The 22293-nt window shown below is 72.4% G+C and carries 21 protein-coding genes and 2 pseudogenes; 16 read left to right on the top strand and 7 right to left on the bottom strand.

The genetic code is table 11. The annotated features are described in order from the left end of the window. Positions 1-71: 71 nt before the first annotated feature. The gene (locus Sco07f_RS33400; protein WP_108990061.1) at positions 72-827 is read right to left on the bottom strand and encodes a cytochrome b/b6 domain-containing protein; all 756 of its coding nucleotides are present in this window, start codon (positions 825-827) and stop codon (positions 72-74) included. Further along, positions 811-1566, bottom strand: a complete 756-nt coding sequence (locus Sco07f_RS33405) for a molybdopterin-dependent oxidoreductase (protein WP_108990062.1) — start codon at positions 1564-1566, stop codon at positions 811-813. The genes Sco07f_RS33400 and Sco07f_RS33405 overlap by 17 nt, the downstream gene beginning before the upstream one ends. A 313-nt stretch (positions 1567-1879) precedes the next feature. Between Sco07f_RS33405 and Sco07f_RS33410 the strand changes: the two genes are divergently transcribed. Both Sco07f_RS33410 and Sco07f_RS33415 read left to right on the top strand, forming a co-directional pair. Further along, positions 1880-2983, top strand: coding sequence for a catalase family peroxidase (locus tag Sco07f_RS33410; RefSeq protein ID WP_218030756.1), 1104 nt, complete (start codon positions 1880-1882; stop codon positions 2981-2983). Continuing rightward, positions 2976-3626 carry a cytochrome b gene (locus Sco07f_RS33415; RefSeq protein WP_108990063.1) on the top strand — a complete coding sequence of 217 codons (651 nt, stop codon included), beginning with the start codon at positions 2976-2978 and terminating at the stop codon, positions 3624-3626. The genes Sco07f_RS33410 and Sco07f_RS33415 overlap by 8 nt, the downstream gene beginning before the upstream one ends. A gap of 566 nt (positions 3627-4192) precedes the next feature. Here Sco07f_RS33415 and Sco07f_RS33420 read toward each other — a convergent pair. Further along, a complete protein-coding gene (locus Sco07f_RS33420) occupies positions 4193-5314 on the bottom strand; it encodes a YncE family protein (protein WP_108990064.1) in 1122 nt (373 codons plus the stop codon). A gap of 347 nt (positions 5315-5661) precedes the next feature. On the opposite strand from Sco07f_RS33420, the gene Sco07f_RS33425 reads away from it, so the two are divergent. Then, a complete protein-coding gene (locus Sco07f_RS33425; protein ID WP_108990065.1) occupies positions 5662-6837 on the top strand; it encodes a serine hydrolase domain-containing protein in 1176 nt (391 codons plus the stop codon). 68 nt (positions 6838-6905) lie between these two features. Continuing rightward, the gene (locus Sco07f_RS33430; protein WP_108990134.1) at positions 6906-8126 is read left to right on the top strand and encodes a serine hydrolase domain-containing protein; all 1221 of its coding nucleotides are present in this window, start codon (positions 6906-6908) and stop codon (positions 8124-8126) included. 26 nt (positions 8127-8152) lie between these two features. Here Sco07f_RS33430 and Sco07f_RS33435 read toward each other — a convergent pair whose 3' ends face one another. After that, positions 8153-8761, bottom strand: a complete 609-nt coding sequence (locus Sco07f_RS33435; protein ID WP_108990066.1) for a DJ-1/PfpI family protein — start codon at positions 8759-8761, stop codon at positions 8153-8155. Between the two features lie 288 nt (positions 8762-9049). On the opposite strand from Sco07f_RS33435, the gene Sco07f_RS33440 reads away from it, so the two are divergent. The 6 genes from Sco07f_RS33440 (at position 9050) to Sco07f_RS33465 (ending at position 13888) form a co-directional block, all read left to right on the top strand. Further along, complete coding sequence (locus Sco07f_RS33440) at positions 9050-10081, top strand: ABC transporter substrate-binding protein (RefSeq protein ID WP_108990067.1); 1032 nt, start codon at positions 9050-9052, stop codon at positions 10079-10081. Between the two features lie 56 nt (positions 10082-10137). Next, positions 10138-11103 carry a FecCD family ABC transporter permease gene (locus Sco07f_RS33445; protein WP_108990068.1) on the top strand — a complete coding sequence of 322 codons (966 nt, stop codon included), beginning with the start codon at positions 10138-10140 and terminating at the stop codon, positions 11101-11103. 3 nt (positions 11104-11106) lie between these two features. After that, complete coding sequence (locus tag Sco07f_RS33450) at positions 11107-11904, top strand: ABC transporter ATP-binding protein (protein WP_108990069.1); 798 nt, start codon at positions 11107-11109, stop codon at positions 11902-11904. 130 nt (positions 11905-12034) lie between these two features. After that, entirely contained in the window at positions 12035-12250 is a 216-nt protein-coding gene (locus tag Sco07f_RS33455) for a heavy-metal-associated domain-containing protein (RefSeq protein ID WP_007446194.1), read from the top strand. A 146-nt stretch (positions 12251-12396) separates the two neighbouring features. Further along, positions 12397-13140, top strand: a complete 744-nt coding sequence (locus Sco07f_RS33460; RefSeq protein ID WP_244942192.1) for a hypothetical protein — start codon at positions 12397-12399, stop codon at positions 13138-13140. 151 nt (positions 13141-13291) lie between these two features. After that, a complete protein-coding gene (locus tag Sco07f_RS33465) occupies positions 13292-13888 on the top strand; it encodes a sigma-70 family RNA polymerase sigma factor (protein ID WP_108990070.1) in 597 nt (198 codons plus the stop codon). A gap of 78 nt (positions 13889-13966) precedes the next feature. On the opposite strand, the gene Sco07f_RS33470 is transcribed toward Sco07f_RS33465, so the two are convergent. Continuing rightward, positions 13967-14398: an oxidoreductase C-terminal domain-containing protein gene (locus tag Sco07f_RS33470; protein WP_244942193.1), complete on the bottom strand. Its 432-nt coding sequence runs from the start codon at positions 14396-14398 to the stop codon at positions 13967-13969. Positions 14399-14460: 62 nt separating this feature from the next. Here Sco07f_RS33470 and Sco07f_RS33475 point away from each other — a divergent pair. Both Sco07f_RS33475 and Sco07f_RS33480 read left to right on the top strand, forming a co-directional pair. Continuing rightward, positions 14461-14958, top strand: a pseudogene (locus tag Sco07f_RS33475) (beta-galactosidase); the annotation flags it as partial. A 133-nt stretch (positions 14959-15091) separates the two neighbouring features. Beyond that, entirely contained in the window at positions 15092-16183 is a 1092-nt protein-coding gene (locus Sco07f_RS33480; protein ID WP_108990071.1) for an FAD-dependent oxidoreductase, read from the top strand. 127 nt (positions 16184-16310) lie between these two features. Here Sco07f_RS33480 and Sco07f_RS33485 read toward each other — a convergent pair whose 3' ends face one another. Next, the gene (locus Sco07f_RS33485) at positions 16311-17600 is read right to left on the bottom strand and encodes an MFS transporter (protein WP_108990072.1); all 1290 of its coding nucleotides are present in this window, start codon (positions 17598-17600) and stop codon (positions 16311-16313) included. 70 nt (positions 17601-17670) lie between these two features. On the opposite strand from Sco07f_RS33485, the gene Sco07f_RS33490 reads away from it, so the two are divergent. Next, complete coding sequence (locus Sco07f_RS33490; RefSeq protein WP_108990073.1) at positions 17671-18633, top strand: GlxA family transcriptional regulator; 963 nt, start codon at positions 17671-17673, stop codon at positions 18631-18633. A 24-nt stretch (positions 18634-18657) separates the two neighbouring features. Here the strand turns inward: Sco07f_RS33490 and Sco07f_RS33495 are convergent, their stop codons facing one another. After that, the gene (locus Sco07f_RS33495) at positions 18658-19197 is read right to left on the bottom strand and encodes a hypothetical protein (RefSeq protein WP_108990137.1); all 540 of its coding nucleotides are present in this window, start codon (positions 19195-19197) and stop codon (positions 18658-18660) included. Positions 19198-19276: 79 nt separating this feature from the next. Between Sco07f_RS33495 and Sco07f_RS33500 the strand changes: the two genes are divergently transcribed. The 3 genes and pseudogenes from Sco07f_RS33500 to Sco07f_RS33510 all read left to right on the top strand — a co-directional run. After that, positions 19277-20182 carry a LysR family transcriptional regulator gene (locus Sco07f_RS33500; protein ID WP_087793137.1) on the top strand — a complete coding sequence of 302 codons (906 nt, stop codon included), beginning with the start codon at positions 19277-19279 and terminating at the stop codon, positions 20180-20182. 132 nt (positions 20183-20314) lie between these two features. Next, the gene (locus tag Sco07f_RS33505) at positions 20315-20953 is read left to right on the top strand and encodes a cysteine dioxygenase family protein (protein WP_244942194.1); all 639 of its coding nucleotides are present in this window, start codon (positions 20315-20317) and stop codon (positions 20951-20953) included. A gap of 272 nt (positions 20954-21225) precedes the next feature. Then, a pseudogene (locus tag Sco07f_RS33510) lies at positions 21226-22185 on the top strand (MFS transporter); the annotation flags it as partial. Positions 22186-22293: the final 108 nt, after the last annotated feature.

Below are 22293 nucleotides of genomic sequence, written 5' to 3' on the forward strand. Positions count from 1 at the left end.
GTCCTGGGCGTTGCCCGGCGGTCGCGCCCCTCTCCGGGGACCGTCCGCAGTGCGACGTCGCCGGGCCGAGGTCAAGAGGGTGGTGCGCCGGCCGGGTCGCGGGGATTCCTGCCCGTCTCGGTGCGCGACGCGTCCGTGCGCAGATCCGTGAGCGTGTCCGACAGTGGATCCCGGTCGTTGTGGCCGTCCATCTCCTGCCGCCACAGGCGGTGTTCCCGGTTGGCCCAGGTCCGCGAGACCGTGCCCCGCCACATGCCCTCCCGGGCCCCGGGGTCACCCGCCGCCTTCCAGATGTGACCGGCCAGCACCACCGCGATCGTCAGGGCGAGCCAGTCGTGCACGAAGGTCGCGCCCATGCGCACGGACAGGGAGGCCAGTTCGGGGAACCAGAGCAGCAGTCCCGTCCCCACCATGACCAGGCCCGCGCCCGCCGTCCAGGAGGCGTAGAGCTTCTGGCCGGCGTTGAACTTGCCGGAAGGGATGTTCGAGGTGCCGGTGCGGCGGAGTGCCGCCCGCAGCCAGCGGCGGTCGTGGGGCGCGAAACGGCCGAGCAGCCGCAGGTCCGAGCGCAGTGCCCGGGACACCATGCCCACCAGCACCGGCACGGGAAGCGCGAGGCCGGTCCACTCGTGCACGACGGTCACCAGCGGTCGGCGGCCGACGAGTTGGGAGAGGGGCGAGATGTACAGGCACGCGGCCGTGAAGATGCACACCCCCGCCAGGAGCGCGGTGGCGTGATGGGCCCAGCGTGCCGAGGCGGTGAAGCGCAGCAGCCGGCCGGTCCGGGACAGGGGCGCGTCTTTGGCGGAGTCAGACCGTGGGGGCATCGTCACGTCCGTTCGAGCGTCCCACCCACGCGTCCACGTCGTAGCCCCGTTGTTCCCAGTAGCCGGGGACCACCTCGTCGGTGACGGTGATGCCGGACAGCCACTTCGCGGACTTGTAGAAGTACATCGGCGCCACGTAGAGCCGGACCGGGCCGCCGTGCGCGTGGGTGACCGGCTTGTCCTCCATGCTGGTGGCGACCAGCACGTCGGGTCGGCGGGCCTGTTCGAGGGTGAGGCTCTCGGTGTAGGCGCCGTCGAAACAGCGGAACCGGATGGCCTTGGCCTCGGGCGACACGCCCGCGGCATCGAGGAGTGCGGACAGGCGCACTCCGGCGAACGGGGTCTTTGGCACCCGCCAGCCGGTCACGCACTGCACGTCCTGCACCAGCCGGGTCTGGGGCAGCGCCGCCAGGTCGGACAGCCGGTAGGTCTTCTCCCTGTCCACCATGCCGTCGACGCGGAGACGGTAGGTCGTCTCGTCCATCTCGGGGGTGTTGGAGGTGACCGTGTAGTACCGGAACCGGTTGCCCGGCAGGAGGTCCGACAGACCCGTCGGATCGTTCTGTGCCACGGTGTCGACGCCCTTGGCGACCACATCCTGAATCGGGCCCCCGGCCGCGACGCCGAGGGCGCCCAGCCCGAGCATGCCCAGCAGCACACGCCGGCCCACCGGCGCACCGCCGGGGTCGCCCTTGGGGCCCGGGAGTGGGGACGGCACCTTGGAAGGAGAGTCGCTCATGCCTGGTATACGCACGTGGGCGGCACGGTGTTGAACGGACCGTGGGCGGAGTGCCGACGCCTCCGGACAAGGGCCGGCGAACCGGAGAAGTGCCGGTGACGGCCGGCGTTGAGATGTGGCCATTCCTCAGACGATTGTGAACGGCTTCCAGGCCCGGACCGTAGTCAAAGCATGGTAAATCGCCTCAGTCCTGAATTGTCCAGAGGGACAGCCGAGAATCCTTCAACACCGGCGCGCCCGGCGGCGTATCCCCTGACGACGCCATTGTCCGGCGCCCCCACGCGCCGCCTTACGGAACGTTGAAGGAGTCATCTTGGAGCATGAGGATTTAAAGCCGCCGGCGGCACCCGCTCGTGAGCTGCGCCGCAGGAGCGCGCTGCTCGGCATCGGGGCGGTGGCCTGCGTCGGGGCGGTGGACGTCGGGGCGTTCGCGTACGTGAGCGGACGGGCGACGCCGGACAGACTGACGCCGGGACGGCTGGCGGACGGGTTCGAGACCGTGTTCGGCAAGCATCCGGGGTTCAGACGCAACCACGCCAAGGGGGTCAGTGTCGCCGGGGAGTTCGTCGCGAGCGGGGCCGGAACCGCGGTCTCCGAGGCCACGGTGTTCGAGGACGGCCGGCGGACTCCGGTGACCGGAAGGTTCTCGCTGTCCGGGGGAGTCCCGGACGTCGCCGACGCCACCAAGACGGTGCGGGGACTCGCGCTGCGTTTCGACCTCCCCGACGGCGAGCAGTGGCGCACCGCGATGGTCAACCTGCCCGTGTTCCAGGACCGCACCCCCCAGGGCTTCTACGACCGGATGCTCGCCTTCAAGGCACTGCCGGACACCGGGCAGCCGGACCCCGAGAAGAAGGCCGCGTTCCTGGCCGAGCACCCCGAGACAGTGCGCGCGATGGAACTGGCCAAGAAGCACCCGCCCACCTCGGGCTTCGCCGACAGCACGTTCAACGGTCTCAACGCCTTCCACTTCACCAACAGTTCGGGCGGCAGCGTGCCGGTGCGCTGGTCGATGGTCCCGCTCCAGCCGGTGCGTGCGGCGGCCAAGGGGCCGATCGGCCGGAACGAGTTGTTCGAGACGCTGATCGACACGTTCGACGGCGGTCCGCTGCGGTGGCGGCTGGTGCTCACCATCGGCGGGCCCGAGGACCCGCTCGACGACGCCACGCTCCCGTGGCCCGACAGCCGCCGCACACTGGACGCCGGTGTCCTGACGCTCACCTCGGTGCACACCGAGGCGTCGGGCAACGCGCGGGACGTCAACTTCGACCCCACGGTGCTGCCACGTGGCATCGCCGTGTCCGACGACCCACTGCTGAGCGCCCGTTCGTCGGTGTACGCGCGGTCCTTCGCGCGGCGCACCGGGGAGCCGGACACGAAGGGGACCGTGAAGGTGACGGGGAAGCACGATGACTGATGCCGGGGCCGGGGCCGGGGCCGGGGCGGGGGCGCCGGTCGCCGAAAGCCCCCCGGACCCGCAGGGTCCGGGCACGGACGTTCCGGACCGGTTCACGCTCTTCTCCCGCTGGCTGCACTGGGTGATGGCGGCCCTCGTGGTGGCCATGATCTTCATCGGCGCGGCCATGGTGGCCTCCCTGGCCGACTACCGTCTGCTGGTGTCGGTACACAAACCCCTGGGCATGGCCGTTCTCCTGCTCGCGGTGGTCCGGCTGGTGAACAGGTTCCTCCACCGGGCGCCCCCGCACCCGAGGGCGATGGGCACGGGCGAACGCAGGGCGGCGCTGGCGTCCGAGTGTCTGATGTACGGGCTGATGGTGTCCCAGCCGCTGGTGGGGTGGGCCATGGTGTCGGCGTCCGACACACCGTTCACCGTGCTCGGCGTGCGGGTACCGCCCATCGCGCCGGCCGGCCCCGGGATCTATTCCGCCCTGCACGAGACTCATCTGGTGCTCGGTTACGCGCTGTTCATCCTCTTCACCCTGCACATGCTGGCCATTCTGGTCCATGTCCTGGTGCTGCGGGACGGGCTCCTCGGCCGGATGGCACTGTGGCGGACTTCCCGGCAGGAGCCGGTGGCGGTGCGGAGGGGCGGCCCCTGACCTTCGGCTCTCCTCCGCACCGGTCGCGCCTCCCTCCGGCCCGGGTCACCAGGGCCGGAGGAAGGCGCGGACCCGTCGGAGCCCTTCGGGACAGCCCGGCCCGGACGAGCAGGGCGAGTTCGTCGTGGACGCTGGTGCCGTGTGTGACCCCGCCGTGGCTGGGCACGGGGAGGTAGGCGTCGGTGCCGGCGAGCAGGTCGACGCCCGCCGCGTGCAGGGCGGCGACGCTGTCCAGGACGTGCTGGAACGTGCCCTGGGGATAGGAGTTGAACGAGCCGCGCAGTGTGTCGAGCCACGGCTGCGACAGACGGCCGGCCACGCGGGGGGTCGTCGGCGAGGTGAGCCGCGGTGCGGCCCATGAGCGAGAAACTGACGGCCAGGCAGGGCGTGACGAAGACGTCGGCGTCGCGCAGGGCTTCGACGACGGAGCCGTCCGCGCGCTGGTCGACGAAGAGGTCGGCCAGGCCGTCGACGCCGACGTTGCGTCGCTTCGGCACGGGGCAACGCGGAAGCGGTCCGCCGGCCGGGCCGGCGGACCGCTTCGGTGCGTGGGGCGTGCGGGTCTGTCAGTCGCCCAGGATGTCGGTCACCTTGAGGTTCTCCACGTCGACTTCGGCGATGGTGAGGTCGTCGTTGAGCACCCATGCCGTCTTCGAGTCGGCGCTGAAGCTGATCGCCTGGCGGGGGCCCTTCAGCCCGCCCTTCGGGCCGCTCTCGACGGTGCCGATCACCGAGTTGTCCGCAGTGTTCACGGCGGTCAGGGTGTCGTCCGCCATGTTCCCGGACAGCAGGACCGAACCGTCGGGGGACAGCGCCGCACCGTAGGGCTTGTCGCCCACGTGGACGCTGGTCCTCTTGCCGGAGACCAGGTTGACGACGGAGATCTCGTCGGACTCGCTGTTGGCCGCGTACAGCCGGTCGCCCGCGCGGTTGACGGACACCGCACGCAGGCCCTTGAATCCGCCGATCGTCTCCGGATCGGCGTCCTTGTTCTCGAGGTCGACGACCGAGACCTCGCCCGTGCCGTAGTTGGTGACGAACAGCGTGTCACCCGAGTGCGAGAGCTTGGTCCCCTGCCGCGGCTCGTGGAAGCCGGTGAGAACGTCCGTCGGCCTGTTGTGGGCGAGATCGACGATGGTGACGGTGTCCGCCGCCGCGTTGTTGGCGTACAGCCACTTGCCGTCCGCGCTCTGCGCGGTGCCGAACACACCGGCCCCGAGCGGCAGACGCTGCGTGACACGGAAGCCGAACACGGAGATGCGGTCCACGACTCCGCGCGCGCTGTCGGACACGGTGAAGCTCTTGCTGTCCGGGGCGAACAGGATGTTGCGCGGGCTGACGTACCCCTTGATCTCCGCGACCTTTTTGCCGCTGGGTACGTCAATCACTACCAGATGGTTCGAGTAGGAGTTCGTCGCCACGGCGAACTTCTCGTTCGGGCTGACCGCGAGCGTGTTGTTGGTGGCGTTGACGGTGGGGTCGCGGTCCTCGGGCTCCTTGGGATCCGCGACCTCGACCTTGCTGGTGTAGGCGCCGAAGTCCACCACGGTGGTGGTGAACCCCTTCGACGACGACTTCTTCTCCGGCGCGTCCGCGCTGGCCGTGGTCACCGCCGCACCGGACAGGGCGAGCGCGGCGAGCGCGGTGGTGGCGATCATCGTCCGGCGCGTGGTCCTGAGGCGTTTCACCTGGGCTGTCTCCTTGATTTGAGTGTCCCCCCGCCGCGCACGACCGGTCTCCGGGCGCTTGTGGCGCCGGATGCTCCTCGAGGGACCGGTTCGCGTGCTCCGTCGGCTCTGCAACCGTTGTCATAAGGGGTACGCCGCTGCGCCACGTGGTGTTGAAGGAGAAGTGGATCAATTCGGGACGCCGTCGCCGGCCCGGCGGCCCTCCGGAACACCCCACCCGGCGGGGTGGTGCCTGCGCTACCGGGGCTCGGCAGTGGACGGGATCGAGACGTGGCGGGCTCCGGAGGAGGCTGATCCATGTCAGCAGGAGCGTTCAGCCGCCCGACCGTCCAGCAGGGAGTCCCCCCGTGTCTCAGCACCGTGCCTCGAAGTCCCGCCTGCGCCGGCGGTCCGCCGTCGCGGTCTCCGCCCTCGCGGTCCTGGGCGGCGCCGTGGCGGTGTGGCTGCCCTCGGCGAGCGCCGACCAGCCCGCCGCCCGTCCGAACGCGACGAAGGTGCAGCGGAGCCTGGACGGCCTGACGCGCGACCACGGCTTCCCGGCCGCGCTCGCCTCGGTGCGCGACGAGAAGGGGCACACCCGCAACTACACCGCCGGGGTGGGTGACCGTCGGAAGAAGCGCTCCCGCGTCCCGGCCGACGGACAGGTCCGGATCGCGAGCACCACCAAGCTGTACACGGCGACCGTGGTCCTCCAGCTTGTGGGCGAGGGCAAGGTCGGTCTGGACACCACGGTGGAGACCTACCTGCCGGGCCTGGTGCGCGGGCACGGCATCGACGGCCGGAACATCACCGTAAGGCAGCTGCTCCAGCACACCAGCGGACTGCCCAACTACACGGAGACGATGCCGAAGTTCTCCGAGTGGCGGCACACCTTCGTCGACGACTACGACCTGCTCGACATGGCCTTCAAGGAGAAGGCGTCCTTCGCCCCGGGCAAGGGCTGGGAGTACAGCAACACCAACTACACCCTCGCGGGTCTGATCGTGCAGAAGGTCACCGGCCGTCCCATCGGCGAGGAGATCACCGACCGGATCATCGAGCCCCTCCACCTGCGCCACACCTACTGGCCCCGGGAGGGCGAGCAGACCATCCGTGAACGCCACCCGCACGGCTACGCGTCCGACGAGCCCGGCGGCCCCCTCATGGACGCCACCGAGGTCGACCCCTCCTGGGGCGGCGCGGCCGGGCAGCTCGTCGCCCGCCCCAGCGACGTCAACCGTTTCCTGACCGCGCTGATGGACGGCAGGCTCCTCGAGCCCGCGCAGCTCGAGGAGATGCGGACCACGGTCGAGGCCAAGGGCCTGCACGACGGCTGGCGCTACGGCCTGGGCATCGTCGAGATGCCGCTGAGCTGCGGCGGCGTCGCCTGGGGCCACGGCGGCGACTTCGACGGCTACGAGAACCGCAACGGCGTCACGGACCGGGGCCGGGCAGCCACCGTCGCCGTGACGGCGCTGCCCTCCACCCTGGAGGGCGCCGAAGCCGTCAACAAGGCCCTCGACACCGCCCTGTGCACGCGCTGACCCCAACCCCGCTGGCCCCGACCCCGCTCACCCCGCAGACCACTTCCGCGTTCCGCAAGGAGACCGTCATGTCCGTCATGTCCAAGCCCAGCCTCCGCCGCACCCTGACCGCCCTGAGCGGGGTCGCCGCGGCCCTCGCCCTGTCCGTGCCCGCGGCGGGCGCGCTGACGAGCGGCACGACGAGCGGCACGACGACCGCCACCCCGGCCGCGCACAGTCAGGACGCCTTCAGGGGCCGGACCGACGCCGCCGTCCGCAAGAGCCTCAAGGCACTGGTGAAGGAGGACGGCTTCCCCGGCGCGCTCGCCTCCCTCAGCGACCCGGGCGGCCGCGTCCGCAACTACACGGCCGGCGTGGGCGACCTCAAGACCGGGTCCAAGGTGCCCACCGACGGCCAGGTGCGCATCGCCAGCAACACCAAGATGTTCACCGCGACCGTGGTCCTGCAACTGGTCGGCGAGGGCAGGATCGACCTCGACGCGCCGATCGAGACGTACCTGCCGGGTCTGGTGCGCGGCGACGGCATCGACGGCCACGACATCACCGTGCGGCAGCTGCTCCAGCACACCAGCGGACTGGCCGACTACGACGAGGAGGTCGTGAAGGACTACCTGACCAAGCAGCAGCACCGCTATTTCGAACCCCGCGAGCTCGTCGAGTTCGGGCTCGGCAAGAAGGCGCTGTTCGCCCCCGGCACCGGCTGGAGCTACAGCAACACCAACTACGTCCTGGCCGGCCTGCTCGTGCAGAAGGTCACCGGCCGCCCCATCGGCGAGGAGATCACCCACCGCATCATCGAGCCGCTGGGCCTGCGCCACACCTACTGGCCCGGCGTCGGCGACCAGACCATCAAGGGCCACCACCCCCACGGCTACTTCGCCACCGCGCCCGACACCCCCTACACCGACGTCACCGAGCAGGACCCGTCCGCCGCGTGGGCCGCGGGAGGGCTCATCGGCACTCCCAGCGACCTCAACCGGTTCCTCACCGCGCTCCTCGACGGCAGGCTCCTCGAGCCGGAGCAGCTCAAGGAGATGAAGACCACCGTCGACGCCCCCGACCTCGACACCGTCGGTGACGGCCACTACGGCCTCGGCCTGGCCACCTTTAAGCTCAGCTGCGGCGGCTACGCCTGGACCCACGGCGGCAACGCCCCCGGCTACACCACCCGCAACGCCGTGACCGAGGACGGCCGGGCGGCCACCATCGCCGTCACCGCGCTGCCCACGACCCTCCCCGCCGCCGAGCACATCGAGGCCGCCCTCGACACCGCGCTCTGCACCCGCTGACCCGGCTGCCGCACCAACCCCCCGGCCTACTCCGGGGGGTTGGTGTCGTCGGCCCACGCGTACTCCAGCACGTGTGCCACCTCCCGGGCCCTTTCCGCCCCCTCGACGCGGGCGACGAGGTGCAGTGCCATGTCGATGCCGGCCGAGATGCCCGCGCTGGTCACGATGTGCCCCGCGTCGACCCACCGCTGCTTGGTGCGCACCTCGACGTCCGGGAACGAGGCGAGGTCGTCCAGCACGCTCCAGTGGCTGGTCGCGGGCAGCCCGGCGAGGAGCCCGGCCGCCGCGAGGACCAGGGCGCCGTTGCAGACGGACGCCAGGAGGGTGCCCGCGTCCGCGAAGGACCGCATCCGTGCCAGATGCGTCTGGTCGTTTCGGAGGTGGTCGATCCCCGAACCGCCGGGATGGATGAGGAGGTCGGGCCTCGGGCCGTCGTCGACGGCACCGTCGGGGGTGACGGCCAGCCCCAGGCTGCACCGCACGGGGCCCCCGTCGAGGCTCGCGGTGCGGACGACCACGTCCCGGTCGGTCAGCTCCTGCCAGAAGCGGAGGGTCTCCCACGGGCCGAAGGCGTCCAGCTCCTCCACGCCCTCGAACAACAGCACGGTGACTCGGTACGGAACGGTGTCGGGCATGACGGACCGACCTTTCTCGGAAGCGTGCGGGGCGGGCGAACAAGCTAATGCGATTCCGGGCCGCCGGAGCTGCCGCGGCCCGGTGACGAGTACGACACCGACGAAATGGCCGGCCCCGGGAACTCACGGCGGTCCCGCGGCGACTACTGCACCGAAACCACTCGGCCCGAACCGCTCGGCCCGAACCGCTCGGCCCGAACCACTCGGCCGAGCCGCTCGGGCCCATGAGGCACACGGCCCGAACCACTCGGCCCGTGAGCGAGTACGGTGCGCACCACTAGGAGTTCCATGTCGATGAAACGGCCGGCCGCCGCCGCCCTGGCCGCGGCCTTCTGTCTGCTCGCGGCGGCGTGCGGCTCCTCGTCCGGCACGGCGGAGGACACCGCCGGCAAGGCCGTCGGACAGGCGTCCGGCTACCCGGTCACGCTCGACAACTGCGGCCGGAAGCTGACGTTCGAGAAGGCTCCCGAACGGGTCGTCGTGATGAACGGCGCGTCCGTCGCCGAGGTCTCCACACTGCTCGCCCTCGGCCTCGAGGACAAGATCGTCGCGAACCAGCAGGGCTACGGCAGGTCCGAGGTGCCCGGTCGGGCCGACGCGATCAAGAAGCTGTCCACCGGCGGCATCACGCTCAACGGCGCCGGTGACATCCCCCGCGAGGCCATGCTCGGACTGCGCCCCGACCTCGTCCTGTCCGTCACCTCGTACGGCTACGAGCAGAAGAACGGCTTCGCCACCCGCGAGCAGCTCCAGCAGGTGGGCGCCAACAGCTACATCTCCCCGCAGGGCTGCGACGACGACCCGTCGAAGATGACCGTCGCCGACAGCTACCGACTGCTGCGCGACATGGGGAAGATCTTCCACGTCGGTGACCGGGCCGAGAAACTGATCGCCGCGTCCGAGAAGAAGATCGCGGCCGTCAGCGGGAAGACCGGGACGGACCAGCCCCCGAAGGTCATGGTGCTCTTCGCCAGCCCGACGGGCAAAACCGACTTCAGCCTGGTCTTCGCCAAGGGCATCGTCAACGACATCCTCGCCGGGGCCGGTTGCGTCAACGCCTTCGAGGACTCCTCCGAGACGCTCTTCGCCAACGTGAGCAAGGAGAAGGCGGCCACCACCGACGTCGACGCCCTCGTCGTGATCGACGCCAGCGGCACCGACGCGGCGGCATACGCCAAGCAACTGCTCAAGGAGTTCCCCCAGTGGCCGGCCGCCAGGACCAGCACGTACGTGACACTGTCCGACTCGATGTACCTCGGCCCCAGCAACGACCTGGCCGTGAAGAAGATCGCCGGGGTGCTGCACCCGGACGCCGGCTGAGCCGGCTCACGCTGCCCCTGGCGTTCGTCCTCCTGCCCGTCGCTCTGGCCATCACCATGATCGTGGCGATCGGCGTCGGCGCGGTCAACGTGCCCGTCGGGGACGTGTGGCACATCGTCGTCCACCACGTCACCGGATCCGGTACGGCACCCGCGGATCCCGCCCTCGACCAGATCGTGTGGAACTTCCGTGCTCCCCGTGTGGTCCTGGCGGCCCTGGCGGGCGCGGGCCTGGCCGTGTCCGGTGCCGTGTTGCAGAGCGCCGTCTCCAACCCTCTGGCCGATCCCACCGTGCTGGGCTTCTCGTACGGCGCCACCCTCGGCGCCGTCCTGGCCATCACCCTGGGCGGCTCGGTGGCCGCCGCCGGCCTCGGCGTCTCGACGGCGGCCTTCCTGGGGGCGATGGTGGCGGGAGCCCTGGTCTTCGTGCTGGGACAGCGACGCGGACGCATGGCCCCGACCCGACTCGTGCTGGCCGGGGTGGCCGTCGGCTACGTTTTCCTGTCGGCGACCAGCTTCGTGCAGCTCCACGCCTCCCCGAACGAACTGCGCACGGTGCTGTTCTGGACGCTGGGCAGCGTCGCGGGCGCCCAGTGGGACCAGCTCCCCACGGTCGCCGTCGTGGTGATCGCCACGACCGTCCTGCTGACCCTCTTCGGACGCCGGCTCAACGTCCTGCTGGCCGGCGACGAGTCCGCCACCGCGCTCGGCGTCGACGTCAACCGGCTCCGCCTCGTACTGCTGGTGCTCAGCGCCCTGCTGACCGGCACGGTCATCGCGGTCGCCGGCGGCATCGGCTTCGTCGGCCTGATGATCCCGCACCTGGTCCGGCTGAGCACCGGCGCCGACCACCGCCGCCTGCTGCCCCTGACCGCCCTGCTCGGCGCGGTCTACCTGGTCCTCGTCGACCTGCTCTCCCGCACCCTCGACCGCCCCAACGAGCTGCCCCTGGGCATCCTCACCGCACTCCTCGGCGCACCCTTCTTCCTCTGGCTGCTGCGCCGCAACAAGGCCATGGACTGACGCATGCACCTCACCGTCGAACGGCTCCACATCGCCCTGGACGGCAACCCGATCCTGCGTGACGTGAACCTGGAGGCACGCACGGGCGACATCGTGGGACTCGTCGGGCCCAACGGCAGCGGCAAGTCGACCCTGCTGCGCACCGTCTACCGCTCGCTGCGCCCGGCGGACGGCGTCGTGCGGGTCGGCGACGACGACGTGTGGCGGCTCTCCGCCCGCGCCGCCGCCCGGCGCACCGCGGCGGTGCTCCAGGACTCCGGCGGCAACACCACCGGCCTGACCGTCACCGAGATCGTCGCCCTGGGCCGCGCTCCGCACCACGGCCTGCTCGGACGCGACGGCGCCGAGGACCACCGGGCCGTCGAGGAGGCCATCGACCACTGCGGCGTACGGCCCTACGCGGAACGCGACTACGCCTCCCTGTCCGGCGGGGAACGCCAACGCGTCCTGCTGGCGCGGGCACTGGCGCAGGACCCGCGCCTGCTGGTGCTGGACGAACTCACCAACCACCTCGACATCCGGGCCCGCTTCGAGCTGCTGGAACTGGTCCGCGCCACCGGGACCACCACCCTGGCGGTCCTGCACGACCTCGACCTCGCCGCCCGGCTCTGCGACCACCTCGTCGTCCTGCACGAGGGCGTGGTGGTGGCCGCGGGCACGGTCCTGGAGGTGCTGACGCCGCAGGTCCTCGGGGAGGTCTTCGGCGTACGGGCGAGCACCCGCCGGCACGACGACGGCGTCATCCGCATCACCTACGCCGCCCAGCCGCTCGCCGCCGACGTGCCGGCCCCGCGCGGGTGACCCGCACGACACCGGGGAACTCCACCCGGGCGCACGGCGACCCACTGGGGGACGGCTCCACGTGAACGAGGGAGCCGGCGCACACCTCCCGGGGCGCACCCGCACCTCGGAGACCGTCAGGAGACGCACCATGGCACGTATCGGATACCTCGTCACCGGCATGACCTGTGAGCACTGCGCCGCGAGTGTCACCGAGGAGGTGTCCCAGGTGCCCGGCGTCACCGACGTCCACGTCGACGTGAGCGCGGGATCGGTCGCCGTCGACGGCACCGGCCTGGACGACGCGTCGCTGCGGGCGGCGATCGAGGAGGCGGGGTACCAGGTCACGGCACTGGTACTGGCCTGACCCGGGGCCGCGGTACGGCGGCCGCACTCCGGTGGAGTCCGGCGGGGAAGGCAGCCGGGTGTCCGCTGGGCAAGGCACCCGGGTGTCCGGCTTCTTCCGGTGGGTGCCAGGATGAGTTGCCATGGCTGCCGACGGGGCGTTGCGCGTTGCGGGCCGCGGTGTTCGCGGCCGTCTGCGTGGTGCTCGCCGGTCTGGGCCACGTGCTGATGTCCGGTCACGGGCTGCCCTGGTGGGTCCTGCTGTCCGGCCTCGCGGCGGTCGGCGCCGTGGGCTGGTCCTTCGGCGGCCGGGAGCGGCGCGGCGCCGCGGTGGCCGCACTGACCGTGGCCGTGCAGGCGGCCCTGCACGTCTGCTTCACCCTCGCGCAGTCCCCCGCCCGGCCGTCCACGGCGGCGGCCGGTGGCACGCAGAGCGTCCAGGAGTGGGCGCGGTACCTGCTCTGCGGCGCCGACCCGACCCCGGCCCAGGCGGCGCGGGCCTACGACATCGCGCAGCGGGCCGGTCTGACCGAGCACCTGCACCACGGGCCCGGTCACACCACGGGGGCCGTGCCCACGACGGGCACCACGGACATGTCGGGGCCGGCCGCCCTGCTCCACCTGGGACACATGACCGGCACCGCGTCCTGGGGCATGCTCGCCGCCCACCTGACCGCCGCCGTCCTGTGCGGACTGTGGCTGGCGCAGGGAGAGCGCGCGGCCTTCGCCCTCGTACGCGCCTGCGCCGACCGCGCCTTCGTGCCGCTGCGGCTGGTGCTCGTCGTCCTCGTGCCGCCCGCGGGACCGCCCGCCTTCCGGCCCGTCCGGCGGACCCGTAGGCGGCTGCGGCGGCTCCTGCTCGTGCACACCCTCGCCACCCGCGGCCCTCCCCGGGGGACCGCTGTCGTCTGACAGTCGGTGCACCGCCGTCGCACCCGATGCGCCCGGCGGTCCCCGTGCGCGCGTGCGCGCACGGGTCTCCCACCCGTGCGGCGGGCCCATGGCCCCCGGGCCCACCTCGGCGCCGCCGTACGGAATCCTGCCGAGGAAGGACCACGGGACCATGATCCCTGCCCTGCCCGCCGTGACCGACGAGACGGTCACGGCATGGGCGCTCGCCGCCGCCGGCGGCGACAGCGAAGCGGTCGACCGCTTCGTGCGCGCCCTCCAACGTGACGTACTGCGCTATGTGGCGTACCTCGCCGACGACACCCAGGCCGCCGACGACCTCGCCCAGGACACGTTCCTGCGGGCGCTGACCGCGCTGCACCGCTTCGAGGGCCGCTCCTCGGCCCGCGTGTGGCTGCTGTCCATCGCCCGCCGGGCGGTCGCCGACAACATCAGAGGGGCCGCCCGCCGGCCGAGGACGGACACCACCGCCGACTGGGAGGACGCGGTCGAGCGCGCCCGGCCGGCCGGTCTGCCGGGCTTCGACGACGGAGTCGCCCTGATGCACCTGGTCGAGGCCCTGCCCCGGGACCGGCGCGAGGCCTTCCTGCTGACGCAGGTGTACGGCCTGTCGTACGCGGACGCCGCGCAGGTGGCCCGGTGCCCGGTCGGCACCATCCGCTCCCGCGTCGCGCGGGCCAGGCTGAACCTGGCGGAAATGATGGCCGACGAACCCGACACCACACCCCGGTACGCACCGGCCGTGGCCTGACGGGACGTCATGGTCCGTGCCCACGCCCGCCCACGCCTCTGCCTGGGCACGCGAGCACGGACCATGGGCCCCGCGTGGTCAGGCATCCTCCATGTGGGTGGCCGGGACGGCGGTGTGCGGCGCGACGGACCTCGCGGAGGCCGTCGCGGCCGCGGTCGCCGTCCACGGGGTGTCGGTGGCGAGGGCTTCCCGCCAGGGGCGCAGCGTGCGCGGGGGCAGGCCGGCGGCCAGGACGGCGGACAGCCGGTCGCCGGTTCGGTAGGCGACGAGGAAGCGGCCCCGCGCCAGGTCCCCTTCGACGAGGACGTGCTGGTCGTGGCCGCGCGGGTGTCCGTAGGCCTGGAGCCTGACGTCGTACTGGTCGGTCCAGAAGTAGGGGACCGGTGCGAAGGGCCGGGGCCGGTCGGGGTGGAGGAGGTTGTGCGCGACGGTCAGGGCCTGCTCGGCGGCGTTGGTGCGGTGCTCGACGCGCATCGACGCGCCGAACAGGGGGTGGTGCCAGCGGGCCACGTCCCCGACCGCGTACCCGGACGGGCTGATGACCGCGCCCAGCGACGCCGACCTGGTCCGGGGTCGACACCTCCGGGTACGCGCACCGGATCACCGAGTCGGACGTCTTCGACAGCCACGACTACGAACAGGACCCGGACACGTTCGCGGCCAACCACGCCGCGCTCGGCGCCGGCGAGCCCTACGTGAACCGGGCGGACGGCACCGGCGAGTCCTGGTCCGTCGGCTACCGCGGCCAGCCCTTCTTCGTCAGCGAGTTCAGCGGCATCTGGTGGAACCCGGCTGAGGCGGACCGGCCCCAGTCGGAGGCCACCTCTTGGGGGTACGGCAACCGGGTGCGCGACGTCGAGGAGTTCCACACCCGCTTCGAGGGACTCGTCGGAGTACTGCTCGGTCACCCGGACATGTTCGGGTACTGCTACACGCAGTTGACCGACGTCTTCCAGGAACAGACCGGCGTCTACGCCTTCGACCGGTCGGAGAAGTTCGAGACCCGGCGCATCCGCGCGGCCCAGCTCCGCCCCGCGGCGATCGAAGCCGCCGAGCGTCCGGCGCGCTGAAGGACGGTCCCGGTACGGCGTCGGTGATCTGTCGGTGATCTGTCGGTGCGGTCGACCGGATGTCGGTGCGCCCCGGCATCGTCCGGATCACGGCCCCGGAGTCCACCCGGCGGCCCCTCCCGAAGGAGCCATCATGCACACCCCCGTCACGATCATCGGCGCCGGACTCGGCGGGCTCACCCTGGCCCGTGTCCTGCACGTCCACGGCATCCCGGTCACGGTCCACGAGGCGGAGTCCTCCCCGACGGCGCGCTCGCAGGGCGGACTGCTCGACATCCACGAGGGCACCGGGCAGCTCGCCCTCGGGGCGGCCGATCTGACGGACGCGGTCCGCGCCGCCGTCCTGGAGGGCCGCCAGGCGATGCGGATCCTCGCGCCGGACGGGACCGTGGTGCTGGACCAGGCCGACGACGGCACCGGCGAACGCCCCGAGGTGGACCGCGGTGACCTGCGGCGGATCCTGCTCGACTCCCTCCCGGCGGGCACCGTCCGGTGGGGCCGCAAGGCCGACCGCGTCCGCCCCCTCGGCGGAGGCCGCCACGAAGTGGCCTTCTCCGACGGCGACACCCTGGTCACCGACCTGCTGGTCGGCGCGGACGGCGCGTGGTCCCGGGTACGGCCCCTGCTGTCCGCCGCCACTCCCGAGTACCTCGGCAAGTCGGTCGTGGAGACCTGCCTGTACGACGCCGCCGTACGGCACCCGGCCGCGGCGAAGACGGTCGGCGCGGGGATGCTGGTCGCCACCGCACCGGGCAGGGAGATCTTCGCCCACCGCGAGAAGGACGACACCCTGCACGCCTACGTGGGGCTGGCCGAGCCGCAGGACTGGTTCGCCGCCGTCGATTTCACCGACCGTGCCGCGGCCACGGCACGCATCGCGCGGGAGTTCGACGGCTGGGCGCCGGAACTCACGGCACTGATCACCGACAGCGACGAAGCACCGGTCCTGCGCCCCCTGTTCGCCCTGCCGGCCGGACACCGGTGGGACCGGGTGCCGGGGGTGACCCTGCTCGGCGACGCCGCCCACCTCGCGGCGCCCAACGGCGAGGGGGCCAACCTGGCCATGCTCGACGGCGCCGAACTCGGTGCGGCCCTCGCCGCGCACCCCGGTGACCTCGAGCGGGCCCTGACCGAGTACGAGGAGGCCATGTTCCCCCGCGCTGCCGAGGCCGCCGCCAACGGGTTGCCCGAGATCGAGGCCTTCCGCGACGCGACCGGGGCCTGATCACGGGTGCCCGGGAGCCTTCGCTCCTCTCCCGAAGGGGGAGAGGAGCCGGGCGAAGGGGTCCTCGGCGGCGCAGGTCCAGCGTCACGGCGAACAGCTTCAACCGGACGTCGTCCGGCAGCGCCGGTCAACGGCACCCCGAGGACACGGCGGCCGCGTCCCGGTGGGCGGCGTCGCCGGGAGCGGAGGCTCGCCCGCCCCGTCCGGCGGTGGGCGACGTGCCGGCGGACCGTGGTGACCGGCTGGTCAGCAGCAGGCCGAGGAGGGCCGCGGCCGACAGCGCGAGGACGGCCCACATGTACAGGCGGGCGGTGGGGACGAGCCCTCCGCCGTGGACGACCAGGACGCCGGCGACGACCGAGGGCACTCCCATGCCGAGGTAGCTCACGACGTAGAGGACGGACATCAGACCGGCCCGCTCGCGGGGCTCCGCGCGGGAGACGACGGTGCGCAGGCCGCCCTGGAACCCGGCGCCGAAGCCGATGCCGGCGACGACCGTGCTGCCGAAGAACCCCGGCGCCGACCTGGCCCCGACCGCGGCCAGCGCGGCGAGTGTCGCCGCCATGAGCACGGCGATGCCGAGCACCATCGCCCCGCGCGGTGAGACGCGGCCGAGCACGGCGGCCGACACGGTGGCCGCCACCGTCAGCAGGAAGAGCCCGAGTCCCGCCACCACCGACGAGTCGGAACCGGACAACTGCCGCGCGAGCGCGGGGCCGAGAGAGCCATAGAAGCCGGCCAGCGCCCAGGTGGCGAAGAGGATCGGCGCCGCCGCCAGCACGGTGCCCCACAGTCCGGACGGCACGGCCATCCTGGGGACCAGTGCGGCGCGCGCACCCGGTGTACGGCGGACGGTTTCCGGCATCCGGAGCACGGCCGCGCCCTGGACGGCGAAGACACCGGCGAGCAGCAGGTACACCAGGTGCGTGGGGGCCGGCGCGTACTGCACCAGCACCCCGGACAGCAGGGCGCCGCTGCCCGTGCCGATGCCCGGTGCGGCCGCGTTGGTGACGGCACCGCGGTGCCGGTCGACGTCCAGCATCGCCGCGCCCAGCGCGCCGACGGCACCCCCGGTGGAGACGCCCTGGAGCACCCGTCCGAGCAGCAGCGCGTCCACGCCCTGCGCGGTGGCGAGCACGGCCAGCGCGACGGCCTGGAGGGCGAGCGCGGTCAGCAGCACGGGCCGTCGGCCGAGGTGGTCGGACACCCGCCCGAACACGAGCAGGGACACGAGTACGGCGATCGCGTAGACACCGAAGACGACGGTCGTGGTGATCGGTGAGAAGTGCCAGGCGTCCGCGTACGTCGCGTACAGGGGCGTGGGCGCGCTGGAGGCGGCCAGCAGGGACACGACGATCGAGCCCAGCAGGAACAGGCCACCGGGGTCGGCGCGCCGGGAAGCAGCGGATCCGTTCATGGCACAAGGGTTGCCGGACCGCACGGCCGCCACGAGTGGCAGAAATGCCCCCTCTCGCTAGGATGCTGCCATGTCCGTGCACCGAGTGGCCGTACTGGCGCTGGCGGGAATGGCTCCGCTCGACCTGGCCATCCCCTTGCAGATCTTCGCCCCGCGTCCGGAGACCCCGTACGAGATCCGCGTGTGCGGGCCCGACGGTCCCGTGCCCACGGCGAACGGCTTCGCGATGGCCGTGACGAGCGGCCTGGAGGGTCTCGATACGGCCGACACGCTGATCGTGCCGGGGTTCGCGCCCGGGCCACCGCCGACGCCGTTCCCCCGGGAGGTGCTCGACGCGCTGGTCACGGCCCACGCCCGGGGCAGGCGTGTGGTGTCCATCTGCACCGGAGCCTTCGTGCTGGCCGAGGCCGGCCTGCTCGACGGGCTGCACGCCACCACGCACTGGCAGTACACCGACCGGCTGGAACGGGAGTACCCGACCGTCCACGTCGACCGCGACGTGCTCTACGTCGACGAGGGATCCGTCCTGACCTCGGCCGGCATGTGCTGCGGCATCGACCTGTGCCTGCACATCGTCCGCGGCGACCTGGGCGCCGCCGTGGCCAACGGGATCGCCAGGGGGATCGTCGCCGCTCCTCACCGCGAGGGCGGCCAGGCGCAGTTCGTGCCCGCGCCCGTCGCGGACCGCGGCGACACCGCGCTGGCCGGGACCCGGGCCTGGGCGCTGGAACACCTGGGGGAGACGCTCACCGTGCCCCGGCTGGCCCGGCACGCCGGCATGTCCGAGCGCACCTTCATGCGCAGGTTCGCCGGGGAGACGGGCACGACGCCCCTGCGGTGGCTGGTGGGCGCGCGGCTCGGGCTGGCGCGCGAACTGCTGGAGACCACCGACCGCCCGATCGACGTGGTGGCCCGTGACTGCGGCCTCGGCTCGGCCACCAACCTCCGGCTGCACTTCCGGCGCGCACTCGACACCACGCCCACCGCGTACCGCAGGGCCTTCGGCCGCGGGGCACCGTACGACCACGCCTGACGCGCTGCCGGGGAGGGGCGCCGTTCAGCCGTCGGAGACACGTGCGTCGAGGTGGACCAGCCCGGCCACCCCGAACTGGAGCGTGACGGGGAGCGTGCGCTGCCCGCCGGTGTCGCGGGCGGTCCGGGGCAGCTTCACACTCGGCCCGCCGCCCCCGCCGAAGGCGACGGTGGTGCCGGGCCGGAGCAGAATGCCCGCGGTGGTCAGGGCTCCGCTGCCCTCCGTGCCCTCGGCGCCGACCAGTTCGCCCCGGCCACCCGCGGACGTGCCGACCATGCCGAGGTGTTCGGGCACCGTGCCGTTGTTCCGCACGGTCATGCTCAGCGTGCCGCCGGACGGGCCGAGGTGCGCCACCGCGTCGGTCACGGCCAAGTCGATGCCGGCGACGCGTACGGCGACACTGCCGGGGGCGGAGGCGATGCCGGGGGTCTGCCCGGCGGACGCGGTGGCCCCGGAGGGCCGGGCGTCGTCCCCGGGACCGGCACAGCCGGCGGTGAGGAGGGCGAGTGCCGCGGACAGGGACATGGCCAGTACGGCTCGGGCGTTGGGCGTCGTGCCTCTCATGTCCCGCATCCTGTCAAGGGCGTTCGCGGGGCGGTCCGTCACCCCCGGGACACCCCAACTTCCGCTTATGATGGGATGCGTGTTCGATTCCCGGCACATCAGAACCTTCCACGCGGTGGTGGACGTCGGCACGTACTCCGGGGCGGCCGCACTGCTCGGTTACACCCAGCCCGCGGTCACCCAGCAGATGAAGGCACTGGAGCGGTCGCTGGGCAGCCCGCTGTTCGTCCGGGTGGGGCGGCGGATGCGGCTGACCGAGGCCGGCGAGACCCTGGCCCGGCACGCCGAGAGCATCCTGGAAAGCCTGTCCGTGGCCGAGGAGCAGGTCACGGCGATCGCCCGGCTGCGCAGCGGCACGGTCAGGCTCTGCGGCTTCCCCAGCGCCAACGCCACCCTCGTCCCCGAGACCCTGGCGGAACTGGCCGCCGGTCACCCCGGGATACGCGTCGACCTGCTCGACGACGAACCCCCCGACTCCCTCACGCGTCTGGCCCGCGGCGAGTGCGACGTCACGCTCGCCTTCACCTATCCGCGGCCGGCCGAGACGGTGCCCGACGACGTGGTGGAGATCCCGTTGCTGGAGGACCAGCTCACGGTCCTGATGCCGGTCGGCCATCCGCAGGCCCGGCGGCGCGCCGTGCGGCTCGCCGACTTCGCGGGGGAGCGCTGGATCGTCGGCTGCGCACGCTGCCGTACCAACTTCCTGCACGAGTGCGCCGAGTCGGGCTTCGCCCCCGACATCGCCTTCACCACCGACGACGGTCTGGTCACGCAGTCGCTGGTCGCCGAGGGGCTGGGGGTCGCCGTGGTGCCGAGCCTCGTGCTGTCCTTCCTCCGGCTCGACCGCGTCGCTGGCCGGGCCCTCCAGCCGGCCCTGCGCCGCCGGATCTCGGCGTACGTGCTGCGCGAGCACCTGCGGATTCCGGCCACTGCCCTGGTGGTCGACACGGTCCGGGAGGTCGCCGAGCGGAGGGTGGGCTGCTGACCCGGCGCCCGGCGCCCGGCTCCGGAAGGAGGGAGCAGGTGTCCGCCGTACACCGATCCATAAGAGCTCGTTGGGCGGGAGCGAAGAAACCGTCGTTGGACGCGGTCGGAGGCGAGCCGGACGCTGGGCGCCATGACCTCTTCCCGGAGCACCACCACCCGTACAGGGGTGCCCACGCGCCCCGGCTCCCAGGACCACCCCGGCCCCCAGGACCGCTCCGACCTCCAGGACCACCCCGGCCGTCAGGGCCGTCTCGACCACCTCGTGCACGAGATCCGGGCCGTCGTCCACCGGGGCCTGCCGCCCGACCGCACGGCCGGTCTGGTCGGAGACCGTCTGGCACCCCACCTCGGCGCCGCCGATCTGCTGACGTACCGTCAGTGCGAGGGCGACGCCGACCGGTACCGGCAGCACGTCCTGCACGCGGAGGAGGACGGCGGCTTCTCGATCGTCTCCCTCGTGTGGCTGCCCGGCCAGCGCACCGGCATCCACGACCACGTCTCCTGGTGTGTCACCGGTGTGCACCAGGGCCGTGAGCACGAGCGCCGGTACGAGCTGGTCCCCGGCGACCCCGCCGGGCGACTGGTCGCCACCCGGGACGTGGTCAACGAACAGGGCCAGGTGTGCGGCTTCGCGCCACCGGGCGACATCCACCGGGTCTGGAACGGCGGCACGGGCAAGGCGATCTCCCTGCACGTCTACGGTGCCGACATCACCCGCCTGGGCACCAGCATCCGCCGCGTCTACCGGGCGCCGGAGGGCGAGGTATGACATGACCGGCTCCGCGCGAGGATTGCTTCCACCTTGCTTCTCGCACGGTCCGGACAGGCGGGGCCCCGTCGCCGCCGCCCGGTCGACGCGCCGTGGCGCGCGGGGCGGAGCACGGGCGTGGCGCCTCCGACAGGGCCGCTGCCTGCGGTGTTGACCGGCGCGGTGACCTCGGAGGAACCGGCGGGACGCACGGCTCGCTCTCCGGAATCCGCCACATCGCCGCCATGTGGCCGCTGTCACACCGTTGGGGAGGATCCGGGCGTCTGGGTTCGGCCGGGGCAGGACGTAACTTCGAGGTGCTCGTCACCGGCCGCGCGCTGCAAGGCCTGTTCGGCGCGCTCCTCGCGCCGGCCGCCCTCTCGCTGCTGACCACCACGTTCACCGACGCCAAGGAACGGGCGAAGGCCTTCGGCATCGTCTACGGATTCTCCAACGCCGAGTCGCACGACTGGAGTTCGCCGCTGTCCTGGGGCTTCCTGGCCGCCGGCGCCGCGCTGCTGGCCGTGTTCGCGTGGTGGCAGACCAGGGCCGCGCATCCCCTGCTGCCGCTGCGCGTGCTCCTGGACCGCAACCGTGGCGCCGCCTTCGCGGCACTGCTGGTCGCCAGCGCCGGAATGTTCGGCGTGTTCCTGTTCCTCACCTACTACCTCCAGCTGACCCTGGGCCTCTCCGCGATCCAGACCGGTCTGGCGTTCCTGCCCATGGTCGCCACCCTGATGGTGTCGGCCACGATGTCCACCACCTTCCTGCTCTCGTTCGTCGGGCCGAAGATCGTGGTGCCCCTCGGTATGGCGCTCGGCGCCGTCGGCCTGTTCTGGCTGACCACCCTGGGACTGGACAGCTCGTACGCCGCCAACGTCCTGCCGCCCCTCCTGGTCACCGGCCTCGGCATCGGCCTGGTCATGGCCCCGTCCATGAGCGTCGGCACCAGTGGTGTGGCCACCGAGGACGCCGGTGTCGCGAGTGCCTCCCTCAACACGATGCAGCAGATCGGCGGCTCCATCGGCACCCCGCTGCTCAACACCCTCGCCGCGAGCGCCGCCACGTCCTACCTCGTCGGCAGGAATCCGGCCGACAAGCTCGTCCAGGCCCAGGCCGCGATGGACTCCTACACCACCGCCTTCATGTGGTCGGCCCTGCTCTTCGCCGCGGGCGCGCTGATCACGGCGCTGCTCTTCCGGCGCGGGATCGCGACGGCGGACCCGGACGCCGCCCCCACCGTCCACATGTAGGCGGCATGCGGCGGCTCGCACCCACCTGTGGGGACGGGGTGGGGTGCGCGTGACGGGCCCGGTACCGACGACGTCGTCGGCACCGGGCCCGTTCCCGTCGGCCGGAAG

Source organism: Streptomyces coelicoflavus (assembly GCF_003112555.1).
GTDB lineage: Bacteria > Actinomycetota > Actinomycetes > Streptomycetales > Streptomycetaceae > Streptomyces > Streptomyces coelicoflavus.

Bases quoted from the DNA above. Each gene is read 5' to 3' on its own strand.
- Sco07f_RS33440 (WP_108990067.1), top strand. From the start codon at position 9,050: ATGTCGATGAAACGGCCGGCCGCCGCCGCCCTGGCCGCGGCCTTCTGT.
- Sco07f_RS33480 (WP_108990071.1), top strand. From the start codon at position 15,092: ATGCACACCCCCGTCACGATCATCGGCGCCGGACTCGGCGGGCTCACC.
- Sco07f_RS33450 (WP_108990069.1), top strand. From the start codon at position 11,107: ATGCACCTCACCGTCGAACGGCTCCACATCGCCCTGGACGGCAACCCG.
- Sco07f_RS33415 (WP_108990063.1), top strand. From the start codon at position 2,976: ATGACTGATGCCGGGGCCGGGGCCGGGGCCGGGGCGGGGGCGCCGGTC.
- Sco07f_RS33485 (WP_108990072.1), bottom strand. From the start codon at position 17,600: ATGAACGGATCCGCTGCTTCCCGGCGCGCCGACCCCGGTGGCCTGTTC.
- Sco07f_RS33405 (WP_108990062.1), bottom strand. From the start codon at position 1,566: ATGAGCGACTCTCCTTCCAAGGTGCCGTCCCCACTCCCGGGCCCCAAG.
- Sco07f_RS33505 (WP_244942194.1), top strand. From the start codon at position 20,315: ATGACCTCTTCCCGGAGCACCACCACCCGTACAGGGGTGCCCACGCGC.
- Sco07f_RS33455 (WP_007446194.1), top strand. From the start codon at position 12,035: ATGGCACGTATCGGATACCTCGTCACCGGCATGACCTGTGAGCACTGC.
- Sco07f_RS33495 (WP_108990137.1), bottom strand. From the start codon at position 19,197: ATGAGAGGCACGACGCCCAACGCCCGAGCCGTACTGGCCATGTCCCTG.
- Sco07f_RS33430 (WP_108990134.1), top strand. From the start codon at position 6,906: ATGTCCGTCATGTCCAAGCCCAGCCTCCGCCGCACCCTGACCGCCCTG.
- Sco07f_RS33435 (WP_108990066.1), bottom strand. From the start codon at position 8,761: ATGCCCGACACCGTTCCGTACCGAGTCACCGTGCTGTTGTTCGAGGGC.
- Sco07f_RS33400 (WP_108990061.1), bottom strand. From the start codon at position 827: ATGCCCCCACGGTCTGACTCCGCCAAAGACGCGCCCCTGTCCCGGACC.
- Sco07f_RS33465 (WP_108990070.1), top strand. From the start codon at position 13,292: ATGATCCCTGCCCTGCCCGCCGTGACCGACGAGACGGTCACGGCATGG.
- Sco07f_RS33445 (WP_108990068.1), top strand. From the start codon at position 10,138: ATGATCGTGGCGATCGGCGTCGGCGCGGTCAACGTGCCCGTCGGGGAC.
- Sco07f_RS33490 (WP_108990073.1), top strand. From the start codon at position 17,671: ATGTCCGTGCACCGAGTGGCCGTACTGGCGCTGGCGGGAATGGCTCCG.